We start from the raw sequence: 25,299 nt of genomic DNA on the forward strand, positions 1-25,299 counted from the left end.
CAGCTTCTAATTTCACTTTTTCTTTAAATTTAACCATACAAAAACTGCACCTCCAATTGTTAGATTGAGTGTCTAATAATTGGGGAGCAGTTCATCATCTGTGGAAGGCATTAAAATATTTGAATGTAAAAACACCCTCTAACGAGAGTGCTTCGAATTTCTGTCACATTATTTGACTATGATAAATTAGATTCAAAAGCTCCCTTTACTTCTTTAACTGCTTTTGAACCACAGAAATATGCCCCAGCTATAGTAGAAATAAATATTAGAAAACTTAATACTCCCATAAATTTTTACACTTCCTTTATATTTGTTTCTCTCATCATAGTATTTCAACAAATATAATTTCAACAAAAAAGACTATAAATCTTTCCAACATAAAAAATTACGCTAGCTTATGCTGCGTTTACTTGTTTTTCTTTATCAAGTAATGCTTGTACAGCTTCTCGCCACAACAACGGCACTTGGTCAATTGTTCGTAAGTTCTCTTTAATTAAATCCCAATATAATTTAGCCATTTTATAAAATCTCCTTGTTTGTTAGTGTCTCTACTAATTCAGCAACAGCCAATTGATTTTCTATTTTATCTTGTTGTTGCACTTCCGCTGATTCAGCTATTGCCAATTTCAATTTTTGGGTTTCTTCTTGCAACAACTCAATTTCCGTTTTAGGAATATCAATATACTCGTAATATAGTTTTTCTGTTTCTTTATCATAGAACAACTCGGCTCGTTTGCCTTTTATATCTTCCCGTTGCGGCAAAATACTAGTATCATACTCGACCGCAATTTCATTAAGCGAAAACACGCTTAATACTTTCACCTTTGTTTGCTCTTGCTTATTGTCAATAATAATCACGCTATAGCCCTCCTTATAAGTTACCAAAAAATATGAACACGACCATTTCCGCCAGATGTACCTATCGACATTGGGTGACTATCTTCTGCGTTACCGCCACCACCTCCGCCTCCGCCACCGAAGCCTGGGATTCCGGGAAGATTGCCGTTATTGTAGTTAGCTCCACCACCACCATTACCACCTCTATCATAGAAATAGTTCATGGAAGCTATACCCTGTGTTATATATTCGCCTTTTATACCGCCACCGCCATCATTAGCGGCACTTCCTCCACCATTACCATGTTGTGTTTGCTGACCTCCTCCGTCTCCTCCGCTGTAAGATGCTAATAATACAGCTTTACCGGGAGGCGTTGGGGCTTGGAAAAGTGGTACTCCATCTTTGGCGTTGGTTATATATTGACCGCCAGTTTGATTATATTTACCACCACCGCCACCGCCTAATACACCTAATTGACCAGCGCCACCACCACCTGCCATTAAGAATGTTTGTCCTCTATATTGAACAAATGAGCTACCGCCATCCTCAGCGTTATGAGAGCCAGTTTGACCGCCTCGCCCACCCTTTCCGACAACAACTGTGAATATCTCTCCGGGTTTGACGTCTAAAGAGCCTAAAACGAACGCACCACCGCCACCGCCTCCACCACCGTTTGAGTTGTAACGTGCGCCGCCACCGCCACCAGCTCCCCACAACCTAACTAGTATACGGCTAACGCCTTTTGGCGGAGTGAAAACATAAACACCCGGAGTGTCATACACAATATTATTAGGGACTACTTCTTTCACCCCGCTTCCGCTACCCTGCAAGAAAAAAGCCGAACCACTGAATGATACAGCAACCACAGCTCCAGAAGCTATAGAATTTGAAGAAATTTGTGAACCGTCTGCATTTAAAACTGGATACGAATTACTAACTTTAGAACCATCTGAATTTTTCACAGAAAGAGATATATTTCCAGAGTTTGGGTTACTAGCAGATACTCTATAAGAACTACCTCTTTTAGGTCTTGGAGGATTGACATCTGTTTCCCATATTATTTCATCAGATGTACATACCCATGCGTTAGGTGAATTAGTAAATCCTAAGTATCTAACGTGTCCTAAATCTTCTTTGATGTGCTTATCAACCTTTGTATCAACTGTTTTTTGTAAATCATCAACTGTTTGCTCTAAATTAGCTATTCTAGCTGCTAAATTAGCTGCTACATCACCTTCTAAAATGCCTTGTATTGTAGCAAACCATTCATCGAATTCTTGTTTTTGTTGCGTTTGCCATGCATCAATTTCACCAGCTACTCTTCCTGTAGTCTCTTTAAACCATGCTTGGTACTGATTGAAAATTGTAGTTGTATCAACTTGGTCTACTGTGCCGTGTACGATACCACAAACTGTTTTGTTTAGTCGTTGGTCAGTAATGTTGGCTTGAGTAATTTGAGTAGCCCCATTATTTATTAGTACATCAGCAAGTGCAAGCTCTACATAATCCGTATCACGTTGCAAAATTGGTGCTACTGGACTGCTTGCAAATGTCCCTTTTTTAACAACAATATCTATTTGACGTGTTAAGTGATTTAAGCGCATGACAATACGATCAATGCGTTTAAGTACACCATCTGCTATGTCTAATTTTAAAATATGGTCGCTGTCACTATATAAAAAATAACCGTCAATCCAACCTGTACCAGGCTTAACGGTTACATTCATATTGGTATTTGCTACGACTTGTAAATTGGTAGATGGATTCGGAAATACACCATTGCCAATAAACGTACTAAAATATTTAGCGAACCACCAAGCATTAACTTTACGGTCACCTTGGCCATTGCTATCTCGGACACTGTTAAAAATACCACTGTATATCGTCATTTTTTCACCACTTTCTTTATCTTATCTAGCAATGTAAGAATTTTATTGCCAAACGAAACTTTTAAATCCATCTTCTTGTTGCCATCCACAGAGATAAGTACAGATGTTACTCTTGTATGCAAAATACGATTCAATCGCTCACTACGGAATGAAACGATGTCTCCTAGTGAATAGTCAACTCCATACACAAATTGCGTATCGATAATTTCACCCTCGAACGTTTCAATAACCTTCATTTCTGATAGTTTTTCAAGTCCTCGATTCGTTAATGTTTGATGATATTCGGTCGGTGTTAATGTAACTTCTACATCATTTTCATTTTTATATACGGACTGTAAATCACGTGCATCAATAAATATTTCCTTACGATCAAGTCCACTTAAATTGTCATTTACTACAACAATTTCACGCTCATCACCTTCACCTTCACCAGCTACATACCCAACCGATCGATATCCAGATGTGTCGTGCGTAAATTCAATGGATGCTACATTTTCAAATTCCTTGCTAAATTTGACGGGGTTTTCATTAACACCTTCTGACTTATCCTCGCCTTGCCACGTATAAACTTCATAACGTTTTGTATCGTGATTCATCAAAACGTCAACTGTTATTTCATGCTTTTGGCAAAGTTCAAAGATATGCTCTTCTAAATTTTTACCTGTCGTCGTTGATTCGGTTTTAATATCAATACCACTATTATCAGCAAGTACAAGATGCGGAATGATACGATTTGCTGATGTATTAATACAATGTTTTGCTATAAACTGCTTCATTACCGTTTCGACATTCCCACTGTAACGTTCTTGCTTTATCGTTGTGCGCCCGTCGAATAAATGATTAAGCGAGTAAGCAAACACTTTAATATGTTCGCCTTCTTCATCATCGTAATACTGGAATTGTGTAATGATATAGCCGTAATTGACATTAGTCGTGGTAGTGATCACGTTGTGTTTTTTTAGTAGCTCGACATTTTGTTCAGTCGCATCTAACTCTAACTCTAATACACTACGATTATAGTAATTACGTTCAATTGACAAGTGATTGTAATGTTCAATCGTCCCCACGCGCTCAAAATCATAAGTAAATACATTTAATTCAATCATGTTCTACACCCCAATCAATGTGTTGCGATGAAGGATTGCGCACTCTAAATAATCAAGTCCCTGGTCAACATCGTACCTAAATAAATTGTCACCAACCCTTAACTGCAAGAATGTGGAGGACAAATCTATTTTCCCGAAAATATTTGTTTTGACATTATTTCGTGTGAGTATAGCTGTCCTTTTTCCGCTAAAAGTACTAATTTCAATTAAATCCCCAGGAAGCATTGTGAAATTTAACTTTAATTCTTCGTATGTGTTAACGTTGAGTAATTTAGGGTTAACAACCTGACTTGCAGCTATAAATCGGATAATCATGCCTGTGTCGTCAGAACCTTTGTTTTCCACATTTACGATTAATGAAGGGCTTCGGTACCCGATTTCAATACCCTCTTCAAACACTTCGAGTGGAAATTCCAAGTTTGGCATCCACAATGCAATATCTGTTTTTATTTCATTTTTTTCATAAATAAAAGGATCACTCGCATTAAACTGGAGCAACCCTTTTTGCCATGTATTATTGTCATTTTCCCATCCTTGTGGAAGGCTAGGAGTAGCGACTAATTCAGCGTCAATATAGTATTCCTTTCCGCCTTTAGTTACAAAATCAATACGAATCGGATTCTTTAATGGATTAAACACTTTAAATAATTCATGTCGCTTTTCCTCATACCAGTTAATAGATTCAGAAATTCGATATATAAAAAATTCAATGTCAAAGTCACGTGTTTCCAATTTCGTACTTTGATAAGTAGCACCATTTTTAGTACTTCGGGATTGATTGACTGTAGCAGATAACGCCGATAAATCAAATCCGTTAATTAATCGAAAATGACGATTTGGCGCAAAATTTACGCTATCGCCATTCCCACCTAAATTTGTAAATGTGATTGTATTTGCTATCAAACCGTCACCTCCTAGAATAAAAATGCCATGCGTTTCAATTCACGGTTCATTGCCTTTTCAGGACTTTCCATCGTGTAAACATTAACTGTTGGGTTGAAGTTTTTTCTGTTATCTATAGTAGTTGTAGAAGATGAAATAGAGTTTGCATTTCCTTGTGATTTGGCACGACTACTAGCTATTGATCCATGTACATTGCTCACAGCATTTGATAGCCGTTGTGAGGATTGAGAAACCTTATTAATCATTTCATCCATACCAACTATTAAACCCTGTCCTATATTGACGCCAAAGCCTTTCATAACTCGGCTAGGACTATGAATATCTAAGGCTTGTTGGATGGTGCTAGAAATAGCATTTGCGATTTGTTGAGCTTTAGAAATTAATGGTCCTTCCATAGAAGCCAAGCCATTTAACAAGCCTTGTCCGGCATCTATACCAATTTGTTGTAACGAGCTTAGCTCACTCGCTGTAGTGCTTGTGAGCTCCTTTATTTTTAAACTCCATTCAGTTTTTAACTTATCAAGTTGTTTTGAAGCAACTTCACGTAAAGCAAGAATTTGCTTGTCCGTATCTTCTTTCATACCTACAAGCTCTTTTTCAGCTTGTTGACGTGCAAGCGCTGCTTTTTCTTGATACAGCGCACTGTATTGTGTTAATTGCTCATCAGTCATACTATTAAGCGCTACTAACTCTGGTAAGGCTTTAACACCTAAATCCGATAGCTCTTTTAATAAACCATCATCGATATTGCGCCCAGAAAGCTTTGCAAATTCATCCTGCCATTTTTTAAATCCATCCACTTGACCTTGTAAATTATCCAATAATTCTTGCCCTGTGCGATTTAATTCAACTTTGAAAGCTTCAAATGTACCTGCGAAATTTTTATATTTTGCTTCACGTTTTGCAAATTCATCATCATACGCTTTATTTAGATCCTTCTCTGCCTTAATTAAATCATCATTAATTTTTTGCATTTGAGACTGGTAGTCTTTATTAATAGCTAGAACTTCTTTGTTTACTGCATCAACTGCTTTTTGATATTCCTTTTGAGCTAGGATACGTTCCCTTGAGCCTTCCACAAACATTTCAATTGATTGTTCCCAAATAGCAGCCTCTTCCATTAACGACAATTCGTCCAGAGACTTCTTATCAGCTATGAAGTTTTTGATAACTTCCAGATATTCTTTTTCTGATTTCTCTACAAGGGCTTTGTATTTTTTCTGAAAGTTAATTTCTGCTTGCATCTTTTGATCTCGATACGATGCTTCTAGTAATGCAATTTCTTGTGATTCCTGTTTAGTTAATGCACGTTTTTTCTTAGCTGCGTTATTTTGGATTTTATAGATTTTTTCTAAAGTCTTATCATTTTTATCTTCATTTTTACGATTAAATTCATCAATTAGATTCGAGTATTCCTCTTGATAAGCTTTTGATACATCAAGAATACCGTTACCAATGTTCTCCATAGACTTATTCACTTTAGGGCTAGATTGATCTAAACCGATAACTAAACCTTCGCCTGTCCACAAACCAATCTGTTTCATGACACGAGAAGGAGAATGGATTCCTAAAATATCCTTAGCCCATTCTGGAATAAAACCAGCTAATTCCTCAACTTTTCTTTTAACACCGCCGAACATATCGCCGATACCTTGAATCAAACCGTTGACGATGTCTTTACCTATTTGACCAAGTTTTACTCCTTTTAAAAACGATTCTGCTTCTTTCCACTTTTTTTCAATTGTGGTTCTGACCTCGCCCATTTCTTTTGCTACAGAAGTAACCATATCACCAAAACCTTTAGAGACAGAAGTTCCGATGTCGGTTACGAATTTCTTAGTACTGGTCCAAGTTGTATTCCAACCTTTGCTTATTCCTTCACCAATATCTTTAATTGCTTTAACTGTATCTTCTTTCATAACAGCAAACTTACTCTTGACTTCACCAGTTTCCCAGTCAACCTGTTTTACGTGCTCACCGGCTTGGCTCTGAGCCTCTTTAACAACATTTTGATGCATATCTTGAGCTTTCTTAACAGTATCATTCCTAGTCTTTTCAGCTTCATCAACTATTTTCTGGTATTGCTCCTGAGAAATAATACCAAGCTCGTCACGTTGCATCTGAGCATTCTTAACTGTTTTGTTGTATTGGTCTTCTGCTTCTTTAGTGCTTTCATCTTTCTGTTTCTTAGAATTCTTAACTACTTCAGCTGCTTGAGTTGCTGTAATTTCAGTAGATTCCGTTTTAAGATTTTCTAAGATTAACTTTTGATCACGTTCCGATTCCGATAAGTGTTTCACTGCATTTTCTTTCATTTGAGCATTAATCAAATCAATCTGAGCGGCTTCATCTTCAGTAATAGCTCGTTTCTCATTAGCCGCCGTTTGCCATATTTCTTTGATGCGAGTGTTGCCTTCTTGAGTAGCCACTTCTTCAGCCGCCTGACTTTGTTTCAATCGTTCTAAGATTTGAGCTTCTTCAGTAGTACTTAAAGCGTTCGAATCAGCAAAGAATTTCTGTTGTTCAGCAAGTTGTGCGGCATGATCCGTTTGCATTTCCGTCAATACTTGTTGCCCCATTTGGTCATACATACCAACCATTTTAGTTGCCATTTCTTGAGTTACTGTTTCACCAGACCATGCGATTTGATGGAAAGCATTTGTTGCTTTTTGTTCTAAATCTAAATAACTACCAACTGCCTTAGCCGTACCTTCCGATACCTTATCTTTCCATGATTCTACTTCGATAGATGAGTTACCTAACTCTTTAGTCACAGCATATATACTGACTCCTAATGCAGCTACAGCAGCTATCGTTAAACCGACTGGTCCTGTCAAAACTGCCAAAGCAGAGCCAAGGATTCCTACGGCGGCACTCCCTCCACCGACGAGTCCGACAAACGAACCAATTGCTGGCATTAAAGCTGCGAATGCTCCAATTAATGTTCCTAATACTGCAACAACACCTACGATTGTAGCTGTTAATTTAGGGTTCTCGGCTACCCAGTCGGCAATAGAGGCTACCATTTCTGCAAGATCTGCTAAAACTGGCGCTAAAGATTCTTTAATTTTATTCATAGCTTCCGCTAATCTATAAGCAGGGTCGGCTTCAAGTTTGGACGTATCCTCTTTTAACTTGCCGGTCATTTCTCCAGTGGTCTTCATATGTTTATCCATATTTTGAAGAGTTGCGGAAATCTTAGTACCTTGCTCTTCCCAAAGCGTACCGTAGAGTTTAACACCAATTTCATTACGTTTAGTTTCATCTTTGATACCCATTAATGCGGTATTCATTTCGACTAACGCTTTCTGACCTTCGTCTCCGCCTTTTGCTACAGCTTGCCCCCACTTTTCTACTTGTGCCGCAGAAATCTTAGTTCCTTCTAGAGCTTCTTTCATGGCTTTATCTACACCCTGACCAAATTCAGCTGCCTTGATACGACCTTCTTTCAGCCCATCAAGTAAAATATCAATATTCCATGTACCAGTTTCTACCCCTGCAGCCATGATTGCCTGTACTTGTTCCGCTGAGAAGCCTGCTGTTTTTAGCTGTGAACCGTATTCAGAAATGATATCTAATTGTTCTGTAGGAAAACCAAGTGATAATAATTGATTAGTTAAGCCTAATGCTTCTTTCTGGGTAATACCTAGTTCTTTTCCAATTTCATGTGATTCCTGAATCAGCTCTTTAAAGTCAACTTCTTTATATGCACGTGAAATCATAGCTGCACTTTTGATAATCTCATTATTCGATTCGATAGATGCATTTTTATTAAGAGTCAGCTGTCTTCGAACGCCTTCATAGGCAGCTTCTTCATCGCCGATAGCAGCTGTTACTGTATTGATAGAACTTCTTACAGCTTCAATATCTCCGCCTTTAATACCCATTGAAATCTCAATATCTGTATTAAGTGAAGATACTTCTAACGCTTCATGAATAGTAGCAGCTAGTCCACCTCCTGCAACTAATCCAGCAGCAACACCTTTTAGTTTGTCACCAAAACCATTTACAGAATCTCCCGCTTTATCTGCATCTTTAGCTATACTTGCTAAATCCTTCTGAATAGTTTTTAATGAAGCTCCTGCATCAGCATTGCGCAATGAATTACGCATACGATCGATGTCAGCGCTAGAACCTAATGCTTTCTTACCCATTATTTCTAGTGCCTTACCTATTTGGTCTGCGCTAGCTGTACCTTCACGAATAGCGTTTGTTAAGCGACTTCCTAATACATCTGTGAATTTATCTACTTCTGTACCAGTTGCACTAAAGAATGTTTTAAGTTCACTTGTGCTAGAAGATAATTTAGTTTGGTCTGCTACTACACTTGATAACTTTGTGTCATATGATTTTAGTTGTGCTTCTGTAATCGCCAATTCACGATTGAATGCTCTATATTGATCTTCTCCAATATCACCATTTCGAAATTGTTCTTCTACCTGTGATTGAGCAGTTTTTAGTACATCTAATTTCTTGCTTGTATTTTGGATTTGTTCGGATAAATGCTGCTGTTTCTGCGCGATTAGTTCAGTGCTTCCGGGATCAAATTTTAATCCTCGTTCGACCGCTTTTAACTCGCTAGAAACCTTATTACTTTCTTTATTTACATCTTTCAGCGCATCAGTTAACCCGGTTGTATCACCGTTTAATTCAATCGTAATACCTTTTATTCGACTATTTGACATTCATTTCACCTACCTTTTGTACAAATAAAAAACACCTGCCAAAAGGCAAGTGCTAGAATGAGTCGAAATCAGCTTGTGATGCTTTACGAACAGCTTTCTTTTCTTTTTTGTTTGGATTTTTCTTTTCTAAGTATTCATCTATAAAATCAAGCGTCATGCCAATGGTCATCGTCTCTAAATCTTCATGTGTTAATCCACATTCTTTGCATAAATAAAGGTACGTCTCTGTAGAGAATGGATCTCCTGTAGACGTACCATCGTTATCTATTTTTTTTTAGAGCTAATTGTAAGTGCAATTAAATCTTGCAATTCTGGCAAAATTTCAATGATAGGAAATGTCTCGAAAGAGTCTAACCAAGTCAGTGGATCAGGGATTGTTTTATCTGCTGTTTTTGCAAACACCCATGCAATATCTAAGAATAAATCAAAATTGATTTTACGCATGAACTCCATTGATTTTTCGTTATCTGTTGATTTAATATCTTCCTTTGCCATTGTAATACCTAAAGTTGCTATATCTGCAAAGAAGTCACGTTGAAACTGCATTTTATAACGTTTTGTTACAGCACCGCTCGATTTAAATTTAACTGGTTTATCATCAATATTTAATGTAATTTCCATCTATTTGCCCTCCACAATTGATCATTAAGGTGTTGGTACCTCTGTTGGTTCAAATACTTTAGCATACCATCCGTCATAAATCGCAGGTGTCGTTGTACCAGTTGTAGCACGTTTAACAACACCATCAACAGTTGGCCCAGCAATGAACGATAATTCTTGTGTAGTTGGTTCTGTAGACTCTGTTTTTGTCTCACCGGATGTTCCTGGACGACTTACAGTAACGTTATACAATACATGACGCGTTGCCTTTACATCGCCATCAAATTCAAACATTAAAGCGATTGTTTTCTGCTTTGCATTTGCTGTTTCTGTAAGAATTCCTGATGTTTCATCTAATTCATCTCCTAATACCTCTGTACGGAACTTCAAAGGTAATTCAGCAGCTTCATAAGTGCCTTCATATCCGTTATTTACTGATGTTGCATAAAAAACACGATCATCTGCATAGAACTCTGATGTTTCACCTCGTGGATCTAAGCTTAATGAAACTGCTCCAGGGTATCTTTCCGGTGTTCCGTATGTTAATTTTCCATCCGCTGCTTCTGTTGCTACTGCATAATGGACGTTCTTTAAGCCAAAACGTACTTTGTTTTCTCCAAACATTTGAATATCTAATGGCATTAACATTGGGTATTTGTTTTCTTTCATAGTGTTAATCGCTCCTTTTAATTAATTAAAGTAATTGAATATGTGCATTTAAAAACTCCCTCGTCTTTGATGAAAATCTCATCGTAAGACCAAGGGAGTTCATTTTCTTTTAACATATCTTCGATTTTTTTCTCTGCAGCCAAATCTTTATTGACTACATATAATCCGATGTCAACATAAGTGGTTTTTGATAAAACTGTATTATCAGCACTGAAGGTATCGCCGTCCACAACTAAGTAACAGATGAATGGCGGAACTTGTACTGACTTAAAATGAGAATAAGCGACTGGATAACCAAGTGCCTTTAGTTTTTGAGCTAACTCTGATAACGTCACCCTCTTATCGCCTCCTCTGTACCTTTTATAAACTGATCAATCATTTCATCTTCAACAGGTGCTATGTGGACCCTTGGGTCAACTCGACCACCATTTACCTTCGCATGTCCTTTTTCAAGTAAATGAGTAAGTTGATATTTAACATTGTGAACGACCCATTGTTTACCTACTTTCTTCGCTCGCCAACCTTTAGCATAATCGCCACCGCCAGGGCTTTTTGGACTTCTTGTTTTGAGTTGCTGCGCACCTTCCTTAGCAACTTTCTCAGCAACTTTTTCTATGTCTTCACCAACACCATGAGCATAGTTTGCTAGAGTGCGATTGATTTCAGTAGCGATATCATTAATGTTCGTTGCCATGTTATGACCGCCCTTCTACAACAATAGTGACAGTAATATTCATATCATCATCATTAGTGGCGCTTTTAACATCATATGCAACACCCTTTTGGACCACTTCAAAAGTTGTATGTTCACTATTGATAAATTCATCTAATGATTTTGCATACTTTAATACGTAACGTTTCTCGACTTTTGTTTGCTCTCTTCCGGCCCCCATTATTTCGCTACCTTTTAGCGTTTTAACCATGGCCCAATAGCCTCCGTAGTCCTCAAACGTTTCGATTTCTTGTAGCAATTCATCTTTAGTCAAGGTGCGTTTTCGAATTAAAATCCAATGACAATACAAGCCTGAATGATTGTTTTCATTGTATTTAAACTGTTTCATCGACTTCACTACTTTCAAGTGCTTTTGCAATACTAAGGTTGTTTAATTGCGTTAGAAAGTTATTGTGGAAGTATTCAAGTGCATCATTGTAAACATAGCGTGAGCGCTCAAATACAAGCTCTTTAAAGCGTTCACTAGTGTTTATATCATAATCACCGCAAATGTCTTGTAAGTCTTCTACGGAAGCTTTTAAGATACGTGTTAAATTGTCATCCTCATCATCACCAAGCTTCATACGAAGTTTAAATTCTTCTAATATTTCTTGTGTAATACTATCCACTTATATCACTCCTCAACTTTAGGAGTTTGCTTGACTTCCTCAATGAAGATTTGGTTGCATTTATTTTTCGTAGTCGATAACTCTTCCAATCGAGCTTTAGTCGCCTTCTTGCCCTCCACAGGATATTTATCACCGATCTCATAAATATGACCATCATGCTTAGTTTCTTTGAAACGACTAACTACTTTGTGAGTCATTTAATCCCTCCTAAAAATACAGACTCCCTAAAATTAAGGAGTCGGCACAGATGTATTGAATTGAATATCTAAGTCATAGAGTAAAGCTGCCTTGTTATCTTTTGGCTCACCATTAGCAAATTGTTTTAATGTGTAAAGTGTTGCATCTTCAATCGCTAATGTTTGGTCAAATTTCTTAACCTTTACACCACCTGCTAAACGTGCATTGTAACGACCTTTTACAAAGAACAATGTTTTTTTCGATGGGATTTGATCAGATTCAACAACTTGAATGTTATATGGTAAAGCTGTTACCCATTGACCACTAGCTGTTTGAATTGTGTTTCGGAATTGAACAGCGATGGCATCTGTTGGATTAACAACCATCACGACTTTACCACCAACCTTCACTTTCTTTCCTTTTGAATCTACAGACAACGCAGAAATAACACCATGTAATTCACCTGCAACAATTTCACCGAATTCAGAAGGTGCGAATGTTAATGTACCGCTTGAAACTTTGTCAGTAATGGCACCAGTACTAACATTTACATCTTTCATAAGTCCAATCGGTTCTTTTTGAGTTGCTCCATGACCGTTTACAAATCCATACTCTAAACCTGTTGAGTACGATTCTACTAGTAATGTACGAACATAACGTTCAACCCAAACCGGACCTAGTTCAAGCATGTCGTTTGGAATAGCGGCAAATGCAGTTAATTTAAGTTGACCAACTTCTTTATCGCTAAATGCTGAAGATACTTGACCAGCAATACCTTCGAATAGGTTGCCCCATGCATATGCTTTTGTTGGATCCGAATCGATATAACGAGTAACCGCACCTAAATCTTGTAATCCTAATGCCTCAAGTAATGGGTATTCGTTTGCTAACTCCTCAAATACACGTTCAATTGTTGTTTTAGGTAGAATTGAATCATCTGAGAATCCTCCAGATGTTACAACTGCATTAAAGAATTTCGTTTCCTCTGAAGTTAATACATTTTGACCACGTTGTTGTAAAACTGAACGATCTAACATTTCATTGTTTACTTGTGTAGCAACCGCGTTTGTAACTTCTGATTGTAATACATCGAAATAGTTTTCGAATGCTTGTGATTGCTCCTCTTGTGTTGCTGCCTCATTTGCTAATACTGCTGTTAATTTTGCCTTTGCATTTTTAAAATCCTCTGATTTATTAAATTTAATAACCATTTTTACATTCCTCCGATTTTTAGATATTTAAAAAAGCCTTGCGAACACTGTTATTTGTAACAGGTGCTACAGGCTTTACTGGTTCCGTATTTTTTAATTTATTTAATTCATTTTGCATCGTTTGCATTTGAGCTTTCAATTGCTCAACTTCTGTGTTGTCTTCCACAGTTGAAGAGGTGGCAGTTGAAGTAGCGAAACCAATTTCTAATGCATCGTTCGCACTAAACCAAGTTTCATCATCAACCTTTTGACGAATTTCTTCACGACTAATGTTCGCTTTTTGCATATAGATATCAATGATACCGTCTTCTAGTTTTTCAAGTAAATCAGCTTGTTTACGGAAATCATTTTTACTTCCCCAAACAATATTAGAAGCTTCGTGAATCATCAGCATAGCGCCTGCTCCCATAATAACTTCATCACCTGCCATAGCAATTACAGATGCAGCTGAACATGCCCACCCATCAACATGAATTGTTACTTTTCCTTCATGATTTTTTAATCGATTATAAATCGCGATGCCATCGAATGCTGATCCACCAGGAGAATTAAGATGCACAACAATGTCGTTGTTACCTGCGTTTTTAAGAGCATTGTCAACATCAACTGCTGATGTCGAATCCCAATACCATGACTCACCAATATCTCCGTAAATCGTTAGTTCAGTAATACCCTCATCATCCTTGTGGACGACACCGAAATTGTACGGAATGCTTTCTAATTGCTGGTTGTACTGTTGGTTTTTAAAATTAAACCGTCTTTTCATCTTTATTTTCACCTCCTTCAAATGCCTGTGAGCTTGTTTGATAGTTTTTCGTGATGAAGTATTCTTCCATAATAGCGTCCTCTACAATTTCTAAACCTAGTTCTGAGCGGATTTCATTACCATTTACAACACCTGATGAGCGCAATTTATCAATTGCATTCGCCAAGTCGAAAATATTTTGATAAGAAACCGGCTTAATATCCAATTGTGAACCATTTAAAAAATCCTTCTTCTCGAAAAATTTCGCGTTAATTTCATCGCGAATCTTTTTGAGTAGAGGATTAATAGTGTACATCATATAATTTTTCGTAACCTTTTCAACATCCGCCATATCACCACGAATTAGTGGTAATGGAATACCTAGAGCTGTTGCAACTTGGTCGAAAAAGCCGTTTGTTATTTTATTAATTTCATCAATCGATTGAATACCGTTACCACTGCCACTGAAATGCTCTTTGTATTCAAAACCCGGTTGTTCTGGCATGATTGCAACATCTTTTTCACCAACTGCTTTATACATCTTGTTGATGAATTCTTGTAATTTCGCTAAAGCATCTGCGTTTTTAGCAGTGTTAGCATCGACTTTTACTGTTGAACGAATCTGATTCTTACGCTTTTGTGACGCTAACATACGACCGAATAGTTCGCCATAATCGCTATACATCCCATCGATTAAAGGTGCTAACGATTCGTTACTATATCGTAAATGCATAACATCACTTTGTTTGAACGTGCGCCGAAACGTAAAGTCTTTGACGGTTACATCTGTAAAAGTATCTTCAAAAACTGCATATTCGGTATGCATAAAACTATCAGCTACTAGTAAATCACCATCATCCGATTGCACAACAAGCGCTTTGTTCTCATGAATTAATTTACAAATGATATCTTGCCAAAATGTACTAGCAGTCTGATTTTTGTTTGGCCTCAGATTCAAACGGTAATATAATTCATCTTTTATAAATTGACCATTTTCTTTCACACGAAATTCAGACTGTCCGATGGTACGTGCCAAAAACGAAGCGCATGTATCGAGTGTGAGCTTTTTCATGTATAAACGCTTTGATTTGTCTTGCATAAAATCCAAGTCAAATGAAAATTCAACCGCTTTGTTTTTGCTAAAAATCGTTTCGAATATCCCCAATGTATCTCACCTCCTTTGTTAGAAATTGATATCAGCAAACGCGAACGTGCCACCAACTACAATTTCATCAGCTCGATACATACCATGCACAAAGCACTGGAATCCGTCAGTTTTGCGTTTAATCGGTTCTTTCTTTGCATACTCTTTATTGCCACGTTTATCGATAATAACGAGTACGTTATTCGTATACCAACGCATTAATGGATTGTCACCAAACATTATTTTCTTCTGAGCAAATGCCGTTTCGATTCGCGGTGCCAATAAACTGTGGATGGCACGTGGATTACGTATAATCTCAACTTCAAATCCTTCTGCTTCAAACAGTGGTTTCAAAATTTCCATTCTAAAATTATCCGCAACAATTTTTTTGATGATATAATGTTCGCGCATATTGACAAACCATTGGACTATGATGTGTGGATCGATTGTTGGGCCATCGACAACTGTTAATAACTCTTGCTGTTCCCATTCGCGAATTGGCGCCAATTTCTTTTGATTTTTTAGATTATCATTCTGTTTTTTTGAATATGCAAAATGCTTATCAACGAATTCTTTTCGTACATACGAATGTGTTTTGAATAAGTAGTTTTCTTCTTTGTCGCGAAATAATAATCCACATGCAGCAAAGTCTCGAATACTCGCATAATCCAAACAACCTATACATTCTTCATTTTGTAAGTCGGGCAAGTGTCGGTTTGTTGCTTCAATTTCTTCCCATGTCGCTACTGATTTTTCTAAATCTGTTTTTGGTAGATTCATACGTTTCGTTATAAATTCTTCGTAGTTAGAAGGGTCATCCTCTAAATCCTCGTATTCTTCGTGAATCGTATCAAGTAATCCTTGTGCATAATCAGATCGCGGTTCACACAACATCGGATTGGCCTTCTCCCATAGTTCAGGATTATCCATTTCCGATTCATCATCTAGCTTGCAAATAAACGGAAATAACGAATTCCATCGCGTCTCACCATTAAGTACCTTCATCGCCTTTTCTTTGAACTTATCTAAGAATCCATCACGTACATAACCATCTGTACCGATGTAAAATTCACGTGGATTTGGTTTTTTACCAAGGCCCGAAATATGTACACGCACATCTTTGTTATCTTCGTATTGATGGATCTCATCAAAAATTACAGCACCATCTCGTAAACCATCTTTTGTACCGCCATTTGACGTACGGAAAGTAAAAATAGAATTTGTTTTCTTTGATGTAATTTTAGTGAGCGTCGCCTTGAAAGCTTGCTGCAATATACTATGTTTTTTCACACATTTGTACGCTTCATCAACTGACGTCTTCGCCTGTTCTTCTGAGTTGGCCACAATCGAAATGTTGTAATCTTCAATGCCATGTAATTCGCTAATAAGGAAATTAGAAATAACAGTAATTAAACCGTTCTTACCACCACCTCGACCAAGCATCCAAAGGAATTTACGAAAGACAACGCGATTATTTTTTTTCCAAAATAAAAAAACGAATGCTATTAAAAATTTCTGAAATGCAGTTAATGGGAAATACCACTTCTCACCAAACGCAATACATTTATCAATCAGTTCATCATCGAAATATACTTCTTCATTTTCGGTAATGTTCTTTTTGACGAATTCGATTAAAAGCACACGTTCTTTATTTAATTTGATTTGGTTTGTCTCATATAGATGAATGTACTCATCTACGTATTTTTGATTATTACTCACGTTAAATCACTTGGACTGTAACCATCCGATTTCCCTTCCACAGGTGATGCGGCAGGGGAAGGAACTAAATTACCTTCCTTAAAATCAATACTTTTTTCTAGTGTGATCATCTGTGAGTTTAATTTAGCTTTGTCATTTAGCGCTGGATGCGATTTGATAAAGCGTTGCGTACCGTTTTTAATAGTAATTGTTGCGCCATCACGTTCAATTGCTTCATCACATGCTTTATCTAATTTCCGCAACATTACCAATCGTTCTACTTTGTCGATTTCCAATAAATTATCTGTATCAATTCGTGCCATCAATTGCGCTCTAAGTTGTTCTAAAGTATTTGGCATGTTAACCCCTCCCCCCTTAATTGCATCCCCCTACGCGCGCGACAAACAAAAAACATTTGCGAGTACAGCCCATCACCGGTGCCCAGGTTTCAGGAAATCGCAAAACCTTTTACCCGGGGGGTATATCTCCATAGATAACTCCGAATGGTTTAATGCTACTTTCAATTCGTTCTACTTCTGTCATCCACTTAATGTTTTTATCAATGTAAACTCGTCTTAATCCATCGATACATATAGATTTAATACTTTTGATTTTGTGATAGCCGTATTTCTTTTTTAATTGCTCAGCGATTATCGCGTTAGCTACAAATATCGTACATTCATTTTCCATTGCTTCTTGAAATGTCATTGTAGTTACCACCTCTCGTCACCTCTCCATTTGTTTGGTTTGTTGAATACTCGACCATGAATGCGGTTATGGCAATCAACGCAAAGTGTTTCGAGATTGTTAATGTCGAGTGCCAAGTCTGGATGATCTTCTAGTTCTTTGATGTGATGGACCACTAGTTGAATCTTCTTTCGTGTTCCATCTTTGTTGAGTTCATTTGCATCATCGATTCGTACAAGACCATTACGTTTACATTCCTGACATTCGTTGTTGTCGCGTTTCTTTACTTCAGCACGAATATGTTTCCAATCACCACTGTCGTAGAACTTTCGCTTTTGTTCGAGTGATTTGTATTCTTGCATGATGTTAGTCGCTACCTTCTAATCGTGTTGGTAATTCATTACCGCAATCATCACACTTTTTAAATACACTTATAACTTCGCGTGTTTCACCATCTGCTAAAGTTTCTGTTACTGTGTTATAAGAACCACACGCTTCACATTCTTTAAGGTTATCAATCTTATCTAACTCATCAGCCAATGCACCAACATGCTTAGCGATTGCTCGTAACTTCAATTTAGATTTGTCATCGAATCCTAATTCAATTGTGATTCCTTCAACCTTTGCCATTGTTCATTCTCCTCTCATATATCCTTCTTCATTCGCTTTTCAAGTTGTTCTACTAACCAATCAAAATCTTCTTTAAGAACACAACTAACGATTTCACCTGGACCATCTCGATTTGTTCTTGTAAATCTACCAAAGGATTTAATACTCTCTAATCGCTTTATATCAGCTTCTCTTTTAGAATCTGTACATTGCTTCTTCAAGTCTTGGTAATAAGGTAATTGATTGTACTCATCTTCATCCATACCTGTAGGTAACACTGGACATTGACACATCGGACAACGGACACCATCCATGTGTTTGCTTCTTGATTTAAATGAATGAGCAGGATTGTCCATACATCTATAACCAATCTTCATTGTTCATCCCTCCACAATTAATAGTTAATTGCATAATAAAAAGCCCCTTTCAATAGTAGGTGGCTTTTTTAAAATTATAATAAATACTCGTCTACTTGCATCTCTACCCAATGTGCTAAATCTTTATATAGACTATCCTTTTCATAATTTGATAAATCCCTATTCTTTGCAATAGTATCAGCTTTTGTTAACACTTCAAAATAGAAATGTGTGTTATCTACAATACTTCGAAGCGCCTTATCCATATGGTAATTCGTTCCTTTTCGGTAACCTTCCGTTGAATCAACGTTGTTATTCATATTCACGTCCAGTAATCTTTTAAGTCTAGAAGATCCATATTCATCCTGTAATAATGAAGTACTTATTACTTTACTTTTATTCGCAAAGTATTCAAGAACTGCCTTGTCGGCCTCTTTCGCATTTTCTTCTAATTTATTCAAATCTTCTATTACCTCATTATTAATTGTTGGTTTAGATACTTTAAGAAATTCTGATGGATGTACAATACAGAAACTTTTCCCAATAGATTTTTCATAAAATTCTTCCACCAGTTCTCGTCTTGCATTAATTAGATTTCCATTAGGTTCTTTATATACCCAGTCCGGCTTATTGTCGGCTGAGATAAATATCACATCACTATTTTTTATTTGTAAAATATGTTCCCAAATAATATAGTCGCCCTCACGATTTTCAGATTTTTGTGCATCCTTAAGGCCTGGAGGAATATTTTTTTTCACCCTTTTATTAAAATCATTTATCATTTCTTCATAATCTTTTAGTGTATCTGGGTTATAATATGAATTTTTAAAAATTTCTTCATATTTTTCAAGAATAGGATCACTATTAAAAAAAGATTTTAATTCATTTATTAATTCTGCTAGTTTTTTTCTATATTCTTTTAAGTTTTCATTATATTTTTTATAAGAATTTCCTAGGTCACTTTCTGCCTTTTGTATCTCTTCATTACAGGATAAATAATCTAAACTCGGAATTTTTGTTTCTATATTTTTTATTTCTTTAATACTTGGCAAACTATCTTTAACCTGTTGTACAGTTTGAATTATCTCAACTATTTGATTTGGCCTATTTTTAAAGAACTCTTTTAAAACATGGGAAGGTATTATTAATCTTTCCTGTTGATTTAACGATTCTAAAGTATTTATTAATTCGTTAAATGTTATATCCCGATACTGATATGCTGCTAAAAGAACATTTGTATCTATTACAATTTTTGCAGTATCTATAATATCTTTGAATTTTTTCGGTTGAAAAAAGTGCTTATCTAACTTATCCATTAACAACAATCTCCCCTTAAATATTATTCGTTACAGTATATTTTTGAAGTTTTATTTTCGTATCAAAACTTCCAATACTGCACTATTATAATACAAAAGGTATAATACACCAACAAAACTAATAAGAACCAAAACTATACTACAAATTTATTAGCATCACCTTTGGCCAAAATAAAAGCCACACCTTGTTAGATGTGACCTTCTATGTATTAAATATTTAATTTAAAGTAGTTCGGTTTACCACAACCTTCGTGCGGACAATACACCATTGCTTGTTTTGATTGTTCATCATAATTTCTAACTATCGATTCGTTTACTTTAGGTTTTGGTATTACAAATGCATCAATATTTCCTCGTTCTGTATATTGATACAACCAAGTAAATGTTTTCCTGCATTGTTCACGTTCACAAATAATCTCATCACTGATTATTTCTCCATGTCTCGGCATTTCTTTCATCCCCCATCTACCTATCTATCATAGGATAAATGGAATGATGTGCCAATAATACGAATCTGATATAAAAAGAGACCACCATTTAGTAGCCTCTCATGCTTGTTTTGGGTTTAATTTGCGTTCAATCAATAGCATCACCTATTATGCTAATTGCTTAATAAAATTATATTGGAGTGCTTTACTGCAAACAAGAAATTTTAAAGGCACCCTAATAAAAAGGTGCCTCAAAACTAATTACATTCAAATAAAATATTCATCAACTTCAAACATAAGAATTTTACTGTAGATTACATATTCCGTTCGATTAGAAAATGGTCCCATATTCCAAGTTTTTAAGAATGGATATTGTTCTAAACCAGTTCCTTTGGTTCTAGCATTATACCAATCAATAAAAGCCTTTAATTCTTGAGCAGAAAGATCATATTCCTTAATGACTTCATTAATTAAAGTGATTCTCAAAATTGCTCGTTCTGACTTTAAATCTAAAGAAGGGTCTTTATATAAATCCCATTCTATTACTTTATAATCCTCCCCTTTGCTACTTCCATCAGAATTCCAAATATAAGCTTTTTTTACACCACTTATTCTATTCGGAAGACTATATATTTGATTGTCTCCAGGCACAAGTCTATCTTCTTGTGAATATAAGACAGCTCCCTTTGCATCAAGAAAATAGAGAGATACCGACTGACCTTTATAGTTTTCAATATAAACTTTATATTTATCAATAACTTGCGGTGTTTCAAAATCATAGATTAAAAAATCAGATATACTTCCACTAGCAATTTCCTTTTTCAAGAGAAAACCAGTTGTACTATCTCCATCAGTTATAAGCATTGTTGTGCCTAATGGATTGTTTGGATTTGTTCCATGCTTGACCGCCTTTCCCCCTAATAAAGATTGTAAGTTTTCTTGTTTTAATGTGTTTTCCATTTCAATTCCTCCTTAATTTTAAGAATAAAAAACGGTACTCGTATTTAAGTACCCTTGATAATATCAATTTACTACACTTTTTTGCGAACTTCCCTGGTGTTAACAAGTTCACTTTTATACCCAACCAATCCTTTCTGCTGTTTTATCGATAAGGATGTTCCTTTTACGAAGAACCTTATGACGTGAAATATACAACTTGTCAGCTATGTCCTCCCATTCATAACAGCCATCCTTATCCCAATAACGCATGTCTACGATCGTTCGCATATCTTCATCTAACTCGCTGTATAGGTCTTCCACAGTCTTGATGATTCGCTTTAAATTTTGATAATAGGCATCGTTAGCAAGTACCATAGCTTTCTTAGCTGTAGTATCAGAAATCGTATTACTACGACCACCGACCATTTCACCACCTTGATTATGTGGATGCAACAACTCCCATTCACGGTATTGCAATTTCTTTTTATATTGTTCGTATTCAATCCAATATTTCTCGATGTTCTGTATTTCACTACGCGATAACGTAGGCATGTGCAGCACCTACCTTGTTTATTTCATTTTATTATTTGTTGATCATTTTCTTACGCTTCATTTACAGCTTTCGAATATGAACCAACGATTTCAGCTATATCATTAGAAGCTTCTTTGAAACCTACTTCATAACCTTCGTCATATGCTTCCTCAATAGCTGTTTCTAACGCGTTTGCAATTAACTGTGATACAACAATATGAAAGGATTGCTTAGGTTCAGTGCCGATTTCAATTAAATTTTCGAAAGCCTCATATGTTGTACATACTTGACATTTTGTTTCTTCCATTGTTCATTCTCCCTTCTGCATTTCCTCCAATTTTTGAATTACTACAGTTGCATATACGGCACCATCAATCATTTCTTCACGGAAGTGTTTCAACCACTCAATAGTGTAATGATCCATTGGATTGACAGTTGTTCCATACTTGGCAATACCTTTTGCAGTCTGTAACTCTAGTAAATTTTTCATCTCTCTCAATACTGGATTTGCTAAGATTTGTTCTTCTATTGTCATGCTTTTAACCTCTTTCTTCTCATACGTACTTTTATTCTTTTCAGCTATAATTCAAAAATGTCTTTCAACTGATTTCGTGCTAAGTTATATTCGGTAGTGTTGTTGATAGAATTTTCACCAACCAAATTACACAATTCATTAGTTAGTTGGATTAACTTATCTAGAATTTCAACTTTATTTTCATTCTGTTTAACAGTTCTATGAAACTCAGGTGTACACACTGTCATACCTTTTACAGATGCAGTCATAAGAACACTCCTTTTCTCAATTTCTCTATTGGTTACAATTTCAGTAGATAAAAAATGTAACCAAGGAATACAGTAATACCAAGGGTTCACACCCACTTTTTATTCAAAAGTTACAGTTACAAAAATATTTTTAAAGCTATACTATAAATTAATGAAATTGGTACCAATTTAAAGATACTTTTTTAAACATTTAATATATCTTATATATTTTTGTAACTTTGTAACTTATATAGATAAAAGATAGATGTATCAAGGGTTTGAGGTGGTTACAAAAAGGTTACAAAAGGTTACAAAAACAATGAAAGTTACAGAAACCTTGATGTATTCCCTGTTTTTCTGTTGAAAAAAAGGGCGGTAGTTAAAAATGTGCCCTTTTTATAAACTCATAGGGAATAAGTCCCGAACACCATTGATATCAACGGTTTAAGAGGTTCACTACTTATTTAACAATTTCTTTTTATATTCACTGTATTTCATTGTTCCTGGACGTTGTACTTTCTTTGGGTTAGGTTTATTTACACTGTTTTGTAAATATTGTTGATTTAAACCGTAAGCGCAGATTTTACATCTTGGTGTTTTTCCACCAATACCTTTTTTACGGTTGTAAAATTCATCGATCGGTTTTATTTCATAACAAGATGTACAGCATTTCTTCACCACTTCATCTTTTTCATTGATGAAATACTGGACTTTACCTTTATGTTTTTCGATTAAGTTATCCATTTACCTTACCTTTCATTTGAATCTTCAACGAATACTCTAGCTGCTTTATTGTTAATTTTCCTAACCCCAAGCGATAACCCATGTACATCGTATAAACTTTGAACAAATAACTTCCTACTTTGTACATTCAACCCGTTTTCCTCTGCCCAAACCTCGTATTCTTCAAAGCATTCTGGACTTCTACGTCCCACGAAATAACCTTTATCATAGTCTTGAAGATATTGAAGAACACTATTGTTCTCTGCGTGATACTCATCGTTAAACTTATTGACCAACTCACATTCAGTGAACTTCTCATTTTCATACAACCTAAAATATCCTTCCACGATCAATCGCAACCAATATTGAAGTGCTCCATCTGTTGTTAGATTTGAGATGAACTTCTTATCCTTCTTTTTAGGTTTTGAATACATCGGCAACCAATCGACACGACGTTTATATGATTCACCTTTTTCAAAAGACTTCAAAATATGATTACTTGTAAAAATAAGAGTTGTTGTCAATTCAACCTCTCTAGATTGCTTGAATAACTCCCTCGTTGCTACATAGTCACATGTGCTAATATTCTTTAAATGCTTCATTTGCTCTTGATTAATTGCTTGGTCTTGAATATCATCACCAAGATTCGCCAACTTCCCCTGCATTGTTGTGAAATAACGCTCATCACTTAGGTTGTCGATACTCAAACCTGTACAATTCTTTTTGTTTAATATCATTCGAATGATGGTTAACAGCGTACCTTTTCCGTTACCACCATCACCAACGAAAATGAAGAACTTACCCATCATTCGTTTAAACTCTTTATTCACGATAAGTGGGTGTGCTAATATTTCTAGCAACCTATTTCGATAGTCTTTATCGTTGTTTGTTAAATGATTGATATAATCATCAACAGCCTTCACAGGTTCAGCATCAGCATAGTATGAAATATCGATGTTATATGGTGTAAAATCTTGATAATCCACTTCGATGAATTTTCCATCTCGTAATACACCATTTTGAAACTTAATATCAAATTGTTTATTAACGTCAATGAGTGGCGCTCTATAATGCAGTTGCTTGATAATCTCGTCTACATATCTTGTTTTTTGTAAACCAACTTCTGCAAACACCAACCGTTTTAATTTAGCTTCATCATTTATAAATTCACCATTTTGATAGAAGTACAGATTCTCCAAATAGTTCACAACTTTGTATTTTGTCATGATGAAATCCGCAACAGCAGGCTCATCATCTTTACCTGCGACAACCTTTACATCACGAGAGATGGTTTGAAATTCATCTTCTAAAAGTGGGGTAGAGAGAACGTTATTATTAATAAACCTCAAGACACTTTGCCACATCGGAACTTCGTTTATCTTCATTCTATGAGCAAATAAAGCCTTATTTCGACCTTCTCCTTCATCTAATCCAAGTAATGATTCCAGTCTTTTCTTTGAATGAAGAAACGGTGGTAAATCTTCTCGTACTCCTTCGTTTTCGATTTCACGCATTACACCATCTCGCTTGATAGTGATGTATTTAGTGTTTGTAAAATGTTTGTATTCAACTTCGAACCCTAAAGGGCAAATTTTTGTACTCCCTCTAAAACCTTGAGGTTTTTTAAAATAAAGGTGTGCGCCACGATCAGTCCAAACGATTTGAGTTTTAATATTGAACAAACTTACCATTTTTTGAATTACATCTTTCTCAAGACAATCTATATCGACAATCAAATCATTTTCAGTAATGACATACCCTGCATCTTTGAAGTGGTCGTGTTTATCTGAAACATCTGCGTTTTTTGCTGCGTGTTTTTGACCTGGTATGAATTCTATAAACATGTGTCATCACACCCACCGTTCCAATTTCTTGTTGATGATTTGGTAATAATGGTTTAAGTCCACTATCGTTTCGAAGTTGTCTAATTTGTCACAGTCGT

Annotated in this window: 31 protein-coding genes; all 31 read right to left on the bottom strand. The window is 36.0% G+C overall.

The genetic code is table 11. The annotated features are described in order from the left end of the window. Nucleotides 1–395: 395 nt before the first annotated feature. The 31 genes from B1B04_RS26530 to B1B04_RS24495 all read right to left on the bottom strand — a co-directional run bounded on the left by B1B04_RS26530 (nt 396) and on the right by B1B04_RS24495 (nt 25,201). Nucleotides 396–518 carry a CD1375 family protein gene (locus tag B1B04_RS26530; protein ID WP_254864990.1) on the bottom strand — a complete coding sequence of 41 codons (123 nt, stop codon included), beginning with the start codon at nt 516–518 and terminating at the stop codon, nt 396–398. A gap of 1 nt (nt 519) precedes the next feature. Then, entirely contained in the window at nt 520–858 is a 339-nt protein-coding gene (locus B1B04_RS24345) for a hypothetical protein (RefSeq protein WP_079564098.1), read from the bottom strand. Between the two features lie 20 nt (nt 859–878). Beyond that, entirely contained in the window at nt 879–2,726 is a 1,848-nt protein-coding gene (locus B1B04_RS24350; protein ID WP_079564100.1) for a glycine-rich domain-containing protein, read from the bottom strand. After that, on the bottom strand, nt 2,723–3,832 hold the full coding sequence (locus B1B04_RS24355) for a siphovirus ReqiPepy6 Gp37-like family protein (RefSeq protein ID WP_079564103.1): 1,110 nt from the start codon (nt 3,830–3,832) through the stop codon (nt 2,723–2,725). The genes B1B04_RS24350 and B1B04_RS24355 overlap by 4 nt, the downstream gene beginning before the upstream one ends. 3 nt (nt 3,833–3,835) lie before the next feature. After that, the gene (locus B1B04_RS24360) at nt 3,836–4,735 is read right to left on the bottom strand and encodes a phage tail family protein (protein WP_170939076.1); all 900 of its coding nucleotides are present in this window, start codon (nt 4,733–4,735) and stop codon (nt 3,836–3,838) included. Between the two features lie 11 nt (nt 4,736–4,746). After that, complete coding sequence (locus B1B04_RS24365) at nt 4,747–9,420, bottom strand: hypothetical protein (RefSeq protein WP_079564109.1); 4,674 nt, start codon at nt 9,418–9,420, stop codon at nt 4,747–4,749. A gap of 264 nt (nt 9,421–9,684) precedes the next feature. Beyond that, a complete protein-coding gene (locus B1B04_RS24375) occupies nt 9,685–10,041 on the bottom strand; it encodes a hypothetical protein (RefSeq protein ID WP_079564111.1) in 357 nt (118 codons plus the stop codon). Nucleotides 10,042–10,065: 24 nt separating this feature from the next. Further along, complete coding sequence (locus B1B04_RS24380; RefSeq protein WP_240518386.1) at nt 10,066–10,689, bottom strand: major tail protein; 624 nt, start codon at nt 10,687–10,689, stop codon at nt 10,066–10,068. A gap of 17 nt (nt 10,690–10,706) precedes the next feature. Beyond that, nucleotides 10,707–11,024, bottom strand: coding sequence for a hypothetical protein (locus tag B1B04_RS24385; RefSeq protein ID WP_079564113.1), 318 nt, complete (start codon nt 11,022–11,024; stop codon nt 10,707–10,709). Next, complete coding sequence (locus tag B1B04_RS24390; RefSeq protein WP_079564116.1) at nt 11,021–11,383, bottom strand: HK97 gp10 family phage protein; 363 nt, start codon at nt 11,381–11,383, stop codon at nt 11,021–11,023. The genes B1B04_RS24385 and B1B04_RS24390 overlap by 4 nt, the downstream gene beginning before the upstream one ends. Before the next feature lies 1 nt (nt 11,384). Next, nucleotides 11,385–11,750: a phage head closure protein gene (locus B1B04_RS24395; RefSeq protein WP_079564119.1), complete on the bottom strand. Its 366-nt coding sequence runs from the start codon at nt 11,748–11,750 to the stop codon at nt 11,385–11,387. Then, nucleotides 11,737–11,985 carry a hypothetical protein gene (locus tag B1B04_RS24400; protein ID WP_481817200.1) on the bottom strand — a complete coding sequence of 83 codons (249 nt, stop codon included), beginning with the start codon at nt 11,983–11,985 and terminating at the stop codon, nt 11,737–11,739. The genes B1B04_RS24395 and B1B04_RS24400 overlap by 14 nt, the downstream gene beginning before the upstream one ends. Nucleotides 11,986–12,035: 50 nt before the next feature. Next, a complete protein-coding gene (locus B1B04_RS24405) occupies nt 12,036–12,227 on the bottom strand; it encodes a hypothetical protein (RefSeq protein WP_079564125.1) in 192 nt (63 codons plus the stop codon). A gap of 33 nt (nt 12,228–12,260) precedes the next feature. Beyond that, nucleotides 12,261–13,418 carry a phage major capsid protein gene (locus B1B04_RS24410; protein ID WP_079564127.1) on the bottom strand — a complete coding sequence of 386 codons (1,158 nt, stop codon included), beginning with the start codon at nt 13,416–13,418 and terminating at the stop codon, nt 12,261–12,263. A 19-nt stretch (nt 13,419–13,437) separates the two neighbouring features. Continuing rightward, the gene (locus tag B1B04_RS24415; RefSeq protein WP_079564129.1) at nt 13,438–14,184 is read right to left on the bottom strand and encodes a head maturation protease, ClpP-related; all 747 of its coding nucleotides are present in this window, start codon (nt 14,182–14,184) and stop codon (nt 13,438–13,440) included. Then, nucleotides 14,168–15,328, bottom strand: a complete 1,161-nt coding sequence (locus B1B04_RS24420) for a phage portal protein (protein WP_240518387.1) — start codon at nt 15,326–15,328, stop codon at nt 14,168–14,170. Before B1B04_RS24420 ends, B1B04_RS24415 begins: the two co-directional genes overlap by 17 nt. An 18-nt stretch (nt 15,329–15,346) precedes the next feature. Next, on the bottom strand, nt 15,347–17,026 hold the full coding sequence (locus B1B04_RS24425; RefSeq protein ID WP_240518388.1) for a terminase TerL endonuclease subunit: 1,680 nt from the start codon (nt 17,024–17,026) through the stop codon (nt 15,347–15,349). Next, on the bottom strand, nt 17,023–17,364 hold the full coding sequence (locus B1B04_RS24430; RefSeq protein ID WP_079564131.1) for a hypothetical protein: 342 nt from the start codon (nt 17,362–17,364) through the stop codon (nt 17,023–17,025). The genes B1B04_RS24425 and B1B04_RS24430 overlap by 4 nt, the downstream gene beginning before the upstream one ends. A 109-nt stretch (nt 17,365–17,473) precedes the next feature. Beyond that, nucleotides 17,474–17,713 carry a hypothetical protein gene (locus tag B1B04_RS24435; RefSeq protein WP_079564134.1) on the bottom strand — a complete coding sequence of 80 codons (240 nt, stop codon included), beginning with the start codon at nt 17,711–17,713 and terminating at the stop codon, nt 17,474–17,476. Nucleotides 17,714–17,718: 5 nt separating this feature from the next. Beyond that, nucleotides 17,719–18,054 (bottom strand): HNH endonuclease, encoded by a 336-nt coding sequence (locus tag B1B04_RS24440; protein WP_079564136.1) that lies wholly within the window; start codon nt 18,052–18,054, stop codon nt 17,719–17,721. 4 nt (nt 18,055–18,058) lie between these two features. After that, nucleotides 18,059–18,322 carry a hypothetical protein gene (locus tag B1B04_RS24445; RefSeq protein ID WP_079564138.1) on the bottom strand — a complete coding sequence of 88 codons (264 nt, stop codon included), beginning with the start codon at nt 18,320–18,322 and terminating at the stop codon, nt 18,059–18,061. A 14-nt stretch (nt 18,323–18,336) separates the two neighbouring features. Then, on the bottom strand, nt 18,337–18,678 hold the full coding sequence (locus B1B04_RS24450; protein WP_079564141.1) for a hypothetical protein: 342 nt from the start codon (nt 18,676–18,678) through the stop codon (nt 18,337–18,339). Between the two features lie 74 nt (nt 18,679–18,752). Next, the gene (locus tag B1B04_RS24455; RefSeq protein ID WP_079564143.1) at nt 18,753–19,973 is read right to left on the bottom strand and encodes a PIN-like domain-containing protein; all 1,221 of its coding nucleotides are present in this window, start codon (nt 19,971–19,973) and stop codon (nt 18,753–18,755) included. 209 nt (nt 19,974–20,182) lie between these two features. Next, nucleotides 20,183–20,422 carry a hypothetical protein gene (locus tag B1B04_RS24460; RefSeq protein WP_079564145.1) on the bottom strand — a complete coding sequence of 80 codons (240 nt, stop codon included), beginning with the start codon at nt 20,420–20,422 and terminating at the stop codon, nt 20,183–20,185. Nucleotides 20,423–20,668: 246 nt separating this feature from the next. Continuing rightward, nucleotides 20,669–21,361, bottom strand: coding sequence for a hypothetical protein (locus tag B1B04_RS24465; RefSeq protein WP_079564147.1), 693 nt, complete (start codon nt 21,359–21,361; stop codon nt 20,669–20,671). Nucleotides 21,362–21,475: 114 nt separating this feature from the next. Continuing rightward, nucleotides 21,476–21,892, bottom strand: a complete 417-nt coding sequence (locus B1B04_RS24470; protein ID WP_079564149.1) for a DUF722 domain-containing protein — start codon at nt 21,890–21,892, stop codon at nt 21,476–21,478. Nucleotides 21,893–21,942: 50 nt separating this feature from the next. Then, on the bottom strand, nt 21,943–22,179 hold the full coding sequence (locus tag B1B04_RS24475; protein ID WP_079564151.1) for a hypothetical protein: 237 nt from the start codon (nt 22,177–22,179) through the stop codon (nt 21,943–21,945). A gap of 3 nt (nt 22,180–22,182) precedes the next feature. After that, entirely contained in the window at nt 22,183–22,407 is a 225-nt protein-coding gene (locus B1B04_RS24480; protein WP_079564154.1) for a hypothetical protein, read from the bottom strand. A gap of 44 nt (nt 22,408–22,451) precedes the next feature. Further along, the gene (locus B1B04_RS24485) at nt 22,452–22,655 is read right to left on the bottom strand and encodes a hypothetical protein (protein ID WP_079564157.1); all 204 of its coding nucleotides are present in this window, start codon (nt 22,653–22,655) and stop codon (nt 22,452–22,454) included. Nucleotides 22,656–23,090: 435 nt separating this feature from the next. Continuing rightward, nucleotides 23,091–23,378: a hypothetical protein gene (locus tag B1B04_RS24490; RefSeq protein WP_079564159.1), complete on the bottom strand. Its 288-nt coding sequence runs from the start codon at nt 23,376–23,378 to the stop codon at nt 23,091–23,093. Between the two features lie 5 nt (nt 23,379–23,383). After that, on the bottom strand, nt 23,384–25,201 hold the full coding sequence (locus B1B04_RS24495) for a DUF5906 domain-containing protein (RefSeq protein ID WP_079564162.1): 1,818 nt from the start codon (nt 25,199–25,201) through the stop codon (nt 23,384–23,386). Nucleotides 25,202–25,299 lie beyond the last annotated feature (98 nt).

Source organism: Lysinibacillus sp. KCTC 33748 (assembly GCF_002237755.1).
GTDB lineage: Bacteria > Bacillota > Bacilli > Bacillales_A > Planococcaceae > Lysinibacillus.

Bases quoted from the DNA above. Each gene is read 5' to 3' on its own strand.
- B1B04_RS26530 (WP_254864990.1), bottom strand. From the start codon at position 518: ATGGCTAAATTATATTGGGATTTAATTAAAGAGAACTTACGAACAATT.
- B1B04_RS24350 (WP_079564100.1), bottom strand. From the start codon at position 2,726: ATGACGATATACAGTGGTATTTTTAACAGTGTCCGAGATAGCAATGGC.
- B1B04_RS24355 (WP_079564103.1), bottom strand. From the start codon at position 3,832: ATGATTGAATTAAATGTATTTACTTATGATTTTGAGCGCGTGGGGACG.
- B1B04_RS24365 (WP_079564109.1), bottom strand. From the start codon at position 9,420: ATGTCAAATAGTCGAATAAAAGGTATTACGATTGAATTAAACGGTGAT.
- B1B04_RS24375 (WP_079564111.1), bottom strand. From the start codon at position 10,041: ATGGAAATTACATTAAATATTGATGATAAACCAGTTAAATTTAAATCG.
- B1B04_RS24380 (WP_240518386.1), bottom strand. From the start codon at position 10,689: ATGAAAGAAAACAAATACCCAATGTTAATGCCATTAGATATTCAAATG.
- B1B04_RS24390 (WP_079564116.1), bottom strand. From the start codon at position 11,383: ATGGCAACGAACATTAATGATATCGCTACTGAAATCAATCGCACTCTA.
- B1B04_RS24395 (WP_079564119.1), bottom strand. From the start codon at position 11,750: ATGAAACAGTTTAAATACAATGAAAACAATCATTCAGGCTTGTATTGT.
- B1B04_RS24400 (WP_481817200.1), bottom strand. From the start codon at position 11,985: ATGAAGCTTGGTGATGATGAGGATGACAATTTAACACGTATCTTAAAA.
- B1B04_RS24405 (WP_079564125.1), bottom strand. From the start codon at position 12,227: ATGACTCACAAAGTAGTTAGTCGTTTCAAAGAAACTAAGCATGATGGT.
- B1B04_RS24410 (WP_079564127.1), bottom strand. From the start codon at position 13,418: ATGGTTATTAAATTTAATAAATCAGAGGATTTTAAAAATGCAAAGGCA.
- B1B04_RS24415 (WP_079564129.1), bottom strand. From the start codon at position 14,184: ATGAAAAGACGGTTTAATTTTAAAAACCAACAGTACAACCAGCAATTA.
- B1B04_RS24430 (WP_079564131.1), bottom strand. From the start codon at position 17,364: ATGCCAAATACTTTAGAACAACTTAGAGCGCAATTGATGGCACGAATT.
- B1B04_RS24435 (WP_079564134.1), bottom strand. From the start codon at position 17,713: ATGACATTTCAAGAAGCAATGGAAAATGAATGTACGATATTTGTAGCT.
- B1B04_RS24440 (WP_079564136.1), bottom strand. From the start codon at position 18,054: ATGCAAGAATACAAATCACTCGAACAAAAGCGAAAGTTCTACGACAGT.
- B1B04_RS24445 (WP_079564138.1), bottom strand. From the start codon at position 18,322: ATGGCAAAGGTTGAAGGAATCACAATTGAATTAGGATTCGATGACAAA.
- B1B04_RS24450 (WP_079564141.1), bottom strand. From the start codon at position 18,678: ATGAAGATTGGTTATAGATGTATGGACAATCCTGCTCATTCATTTAAA.
- B1B04_RS24455 (WP_079564143.1), bottom strand. From the start codon at position 19,973: ATGGATAAGTTAGATAAGCACTTTTTTCAACCGAAAAAATTCAAAGAT.
- B1B04_RS24460 (WP_079564145.1), bottom strand. From the start codon at position 20,422: ATGCCGAGACATGGAGAAATAATCAGTGATGAGATTATTTGTGAACGT.
- B1B04_RS24465 (WP_079564147.1), bottom strand. From the start codon at position 21,361: ATGGAAAACACATTAAAACAAGAAAACTTACAATCTTTATTAGGGGGA.
- B1B04_RS24470 (WP_079564149.1), bottom strand. From the start codon at position 21,892: ATGCCTACGTTATCGCGTAGTGAAATACAGAACATCGAGAAATATTGG.
- B1B04_RS24475 (WP_079564151.1), bottom strand. From the start codon at position 22,179: ATGGAAGAAACAAAATGTCAAGTATGTACAACATATGAGGCTTTCGAA.
- B1B04_RS24480 (WP_079564154.1), bottom strand. From the start codon at position 22,407: ATGACAATAGAAGAACAAATCTTAGCAAATCCAGTATTGAGAGAGATG.
- B1B04_RS24485 (WP_079564157.1), bottom strand. From the start codon at position 22,655: ATGACTGCATCTGTAAAAGGTATGACAGTGTGTACACCTGAGTTTCAT.
- B1B04_RS24490 (WP_079564159.1), bottom strand. From the start codon at position 23,378: ATGGATAACTTAATCGAAAAACATAAAGGTAAAGTCCAGTATTTCATC.
- B1B04_RS24495 (WP_079564162.1), bottom strand. From the start codon at position 25,201: ATGTTTATAGAATTCATACCAGGTCAAAAACACGCAGCAAAAAACGCA.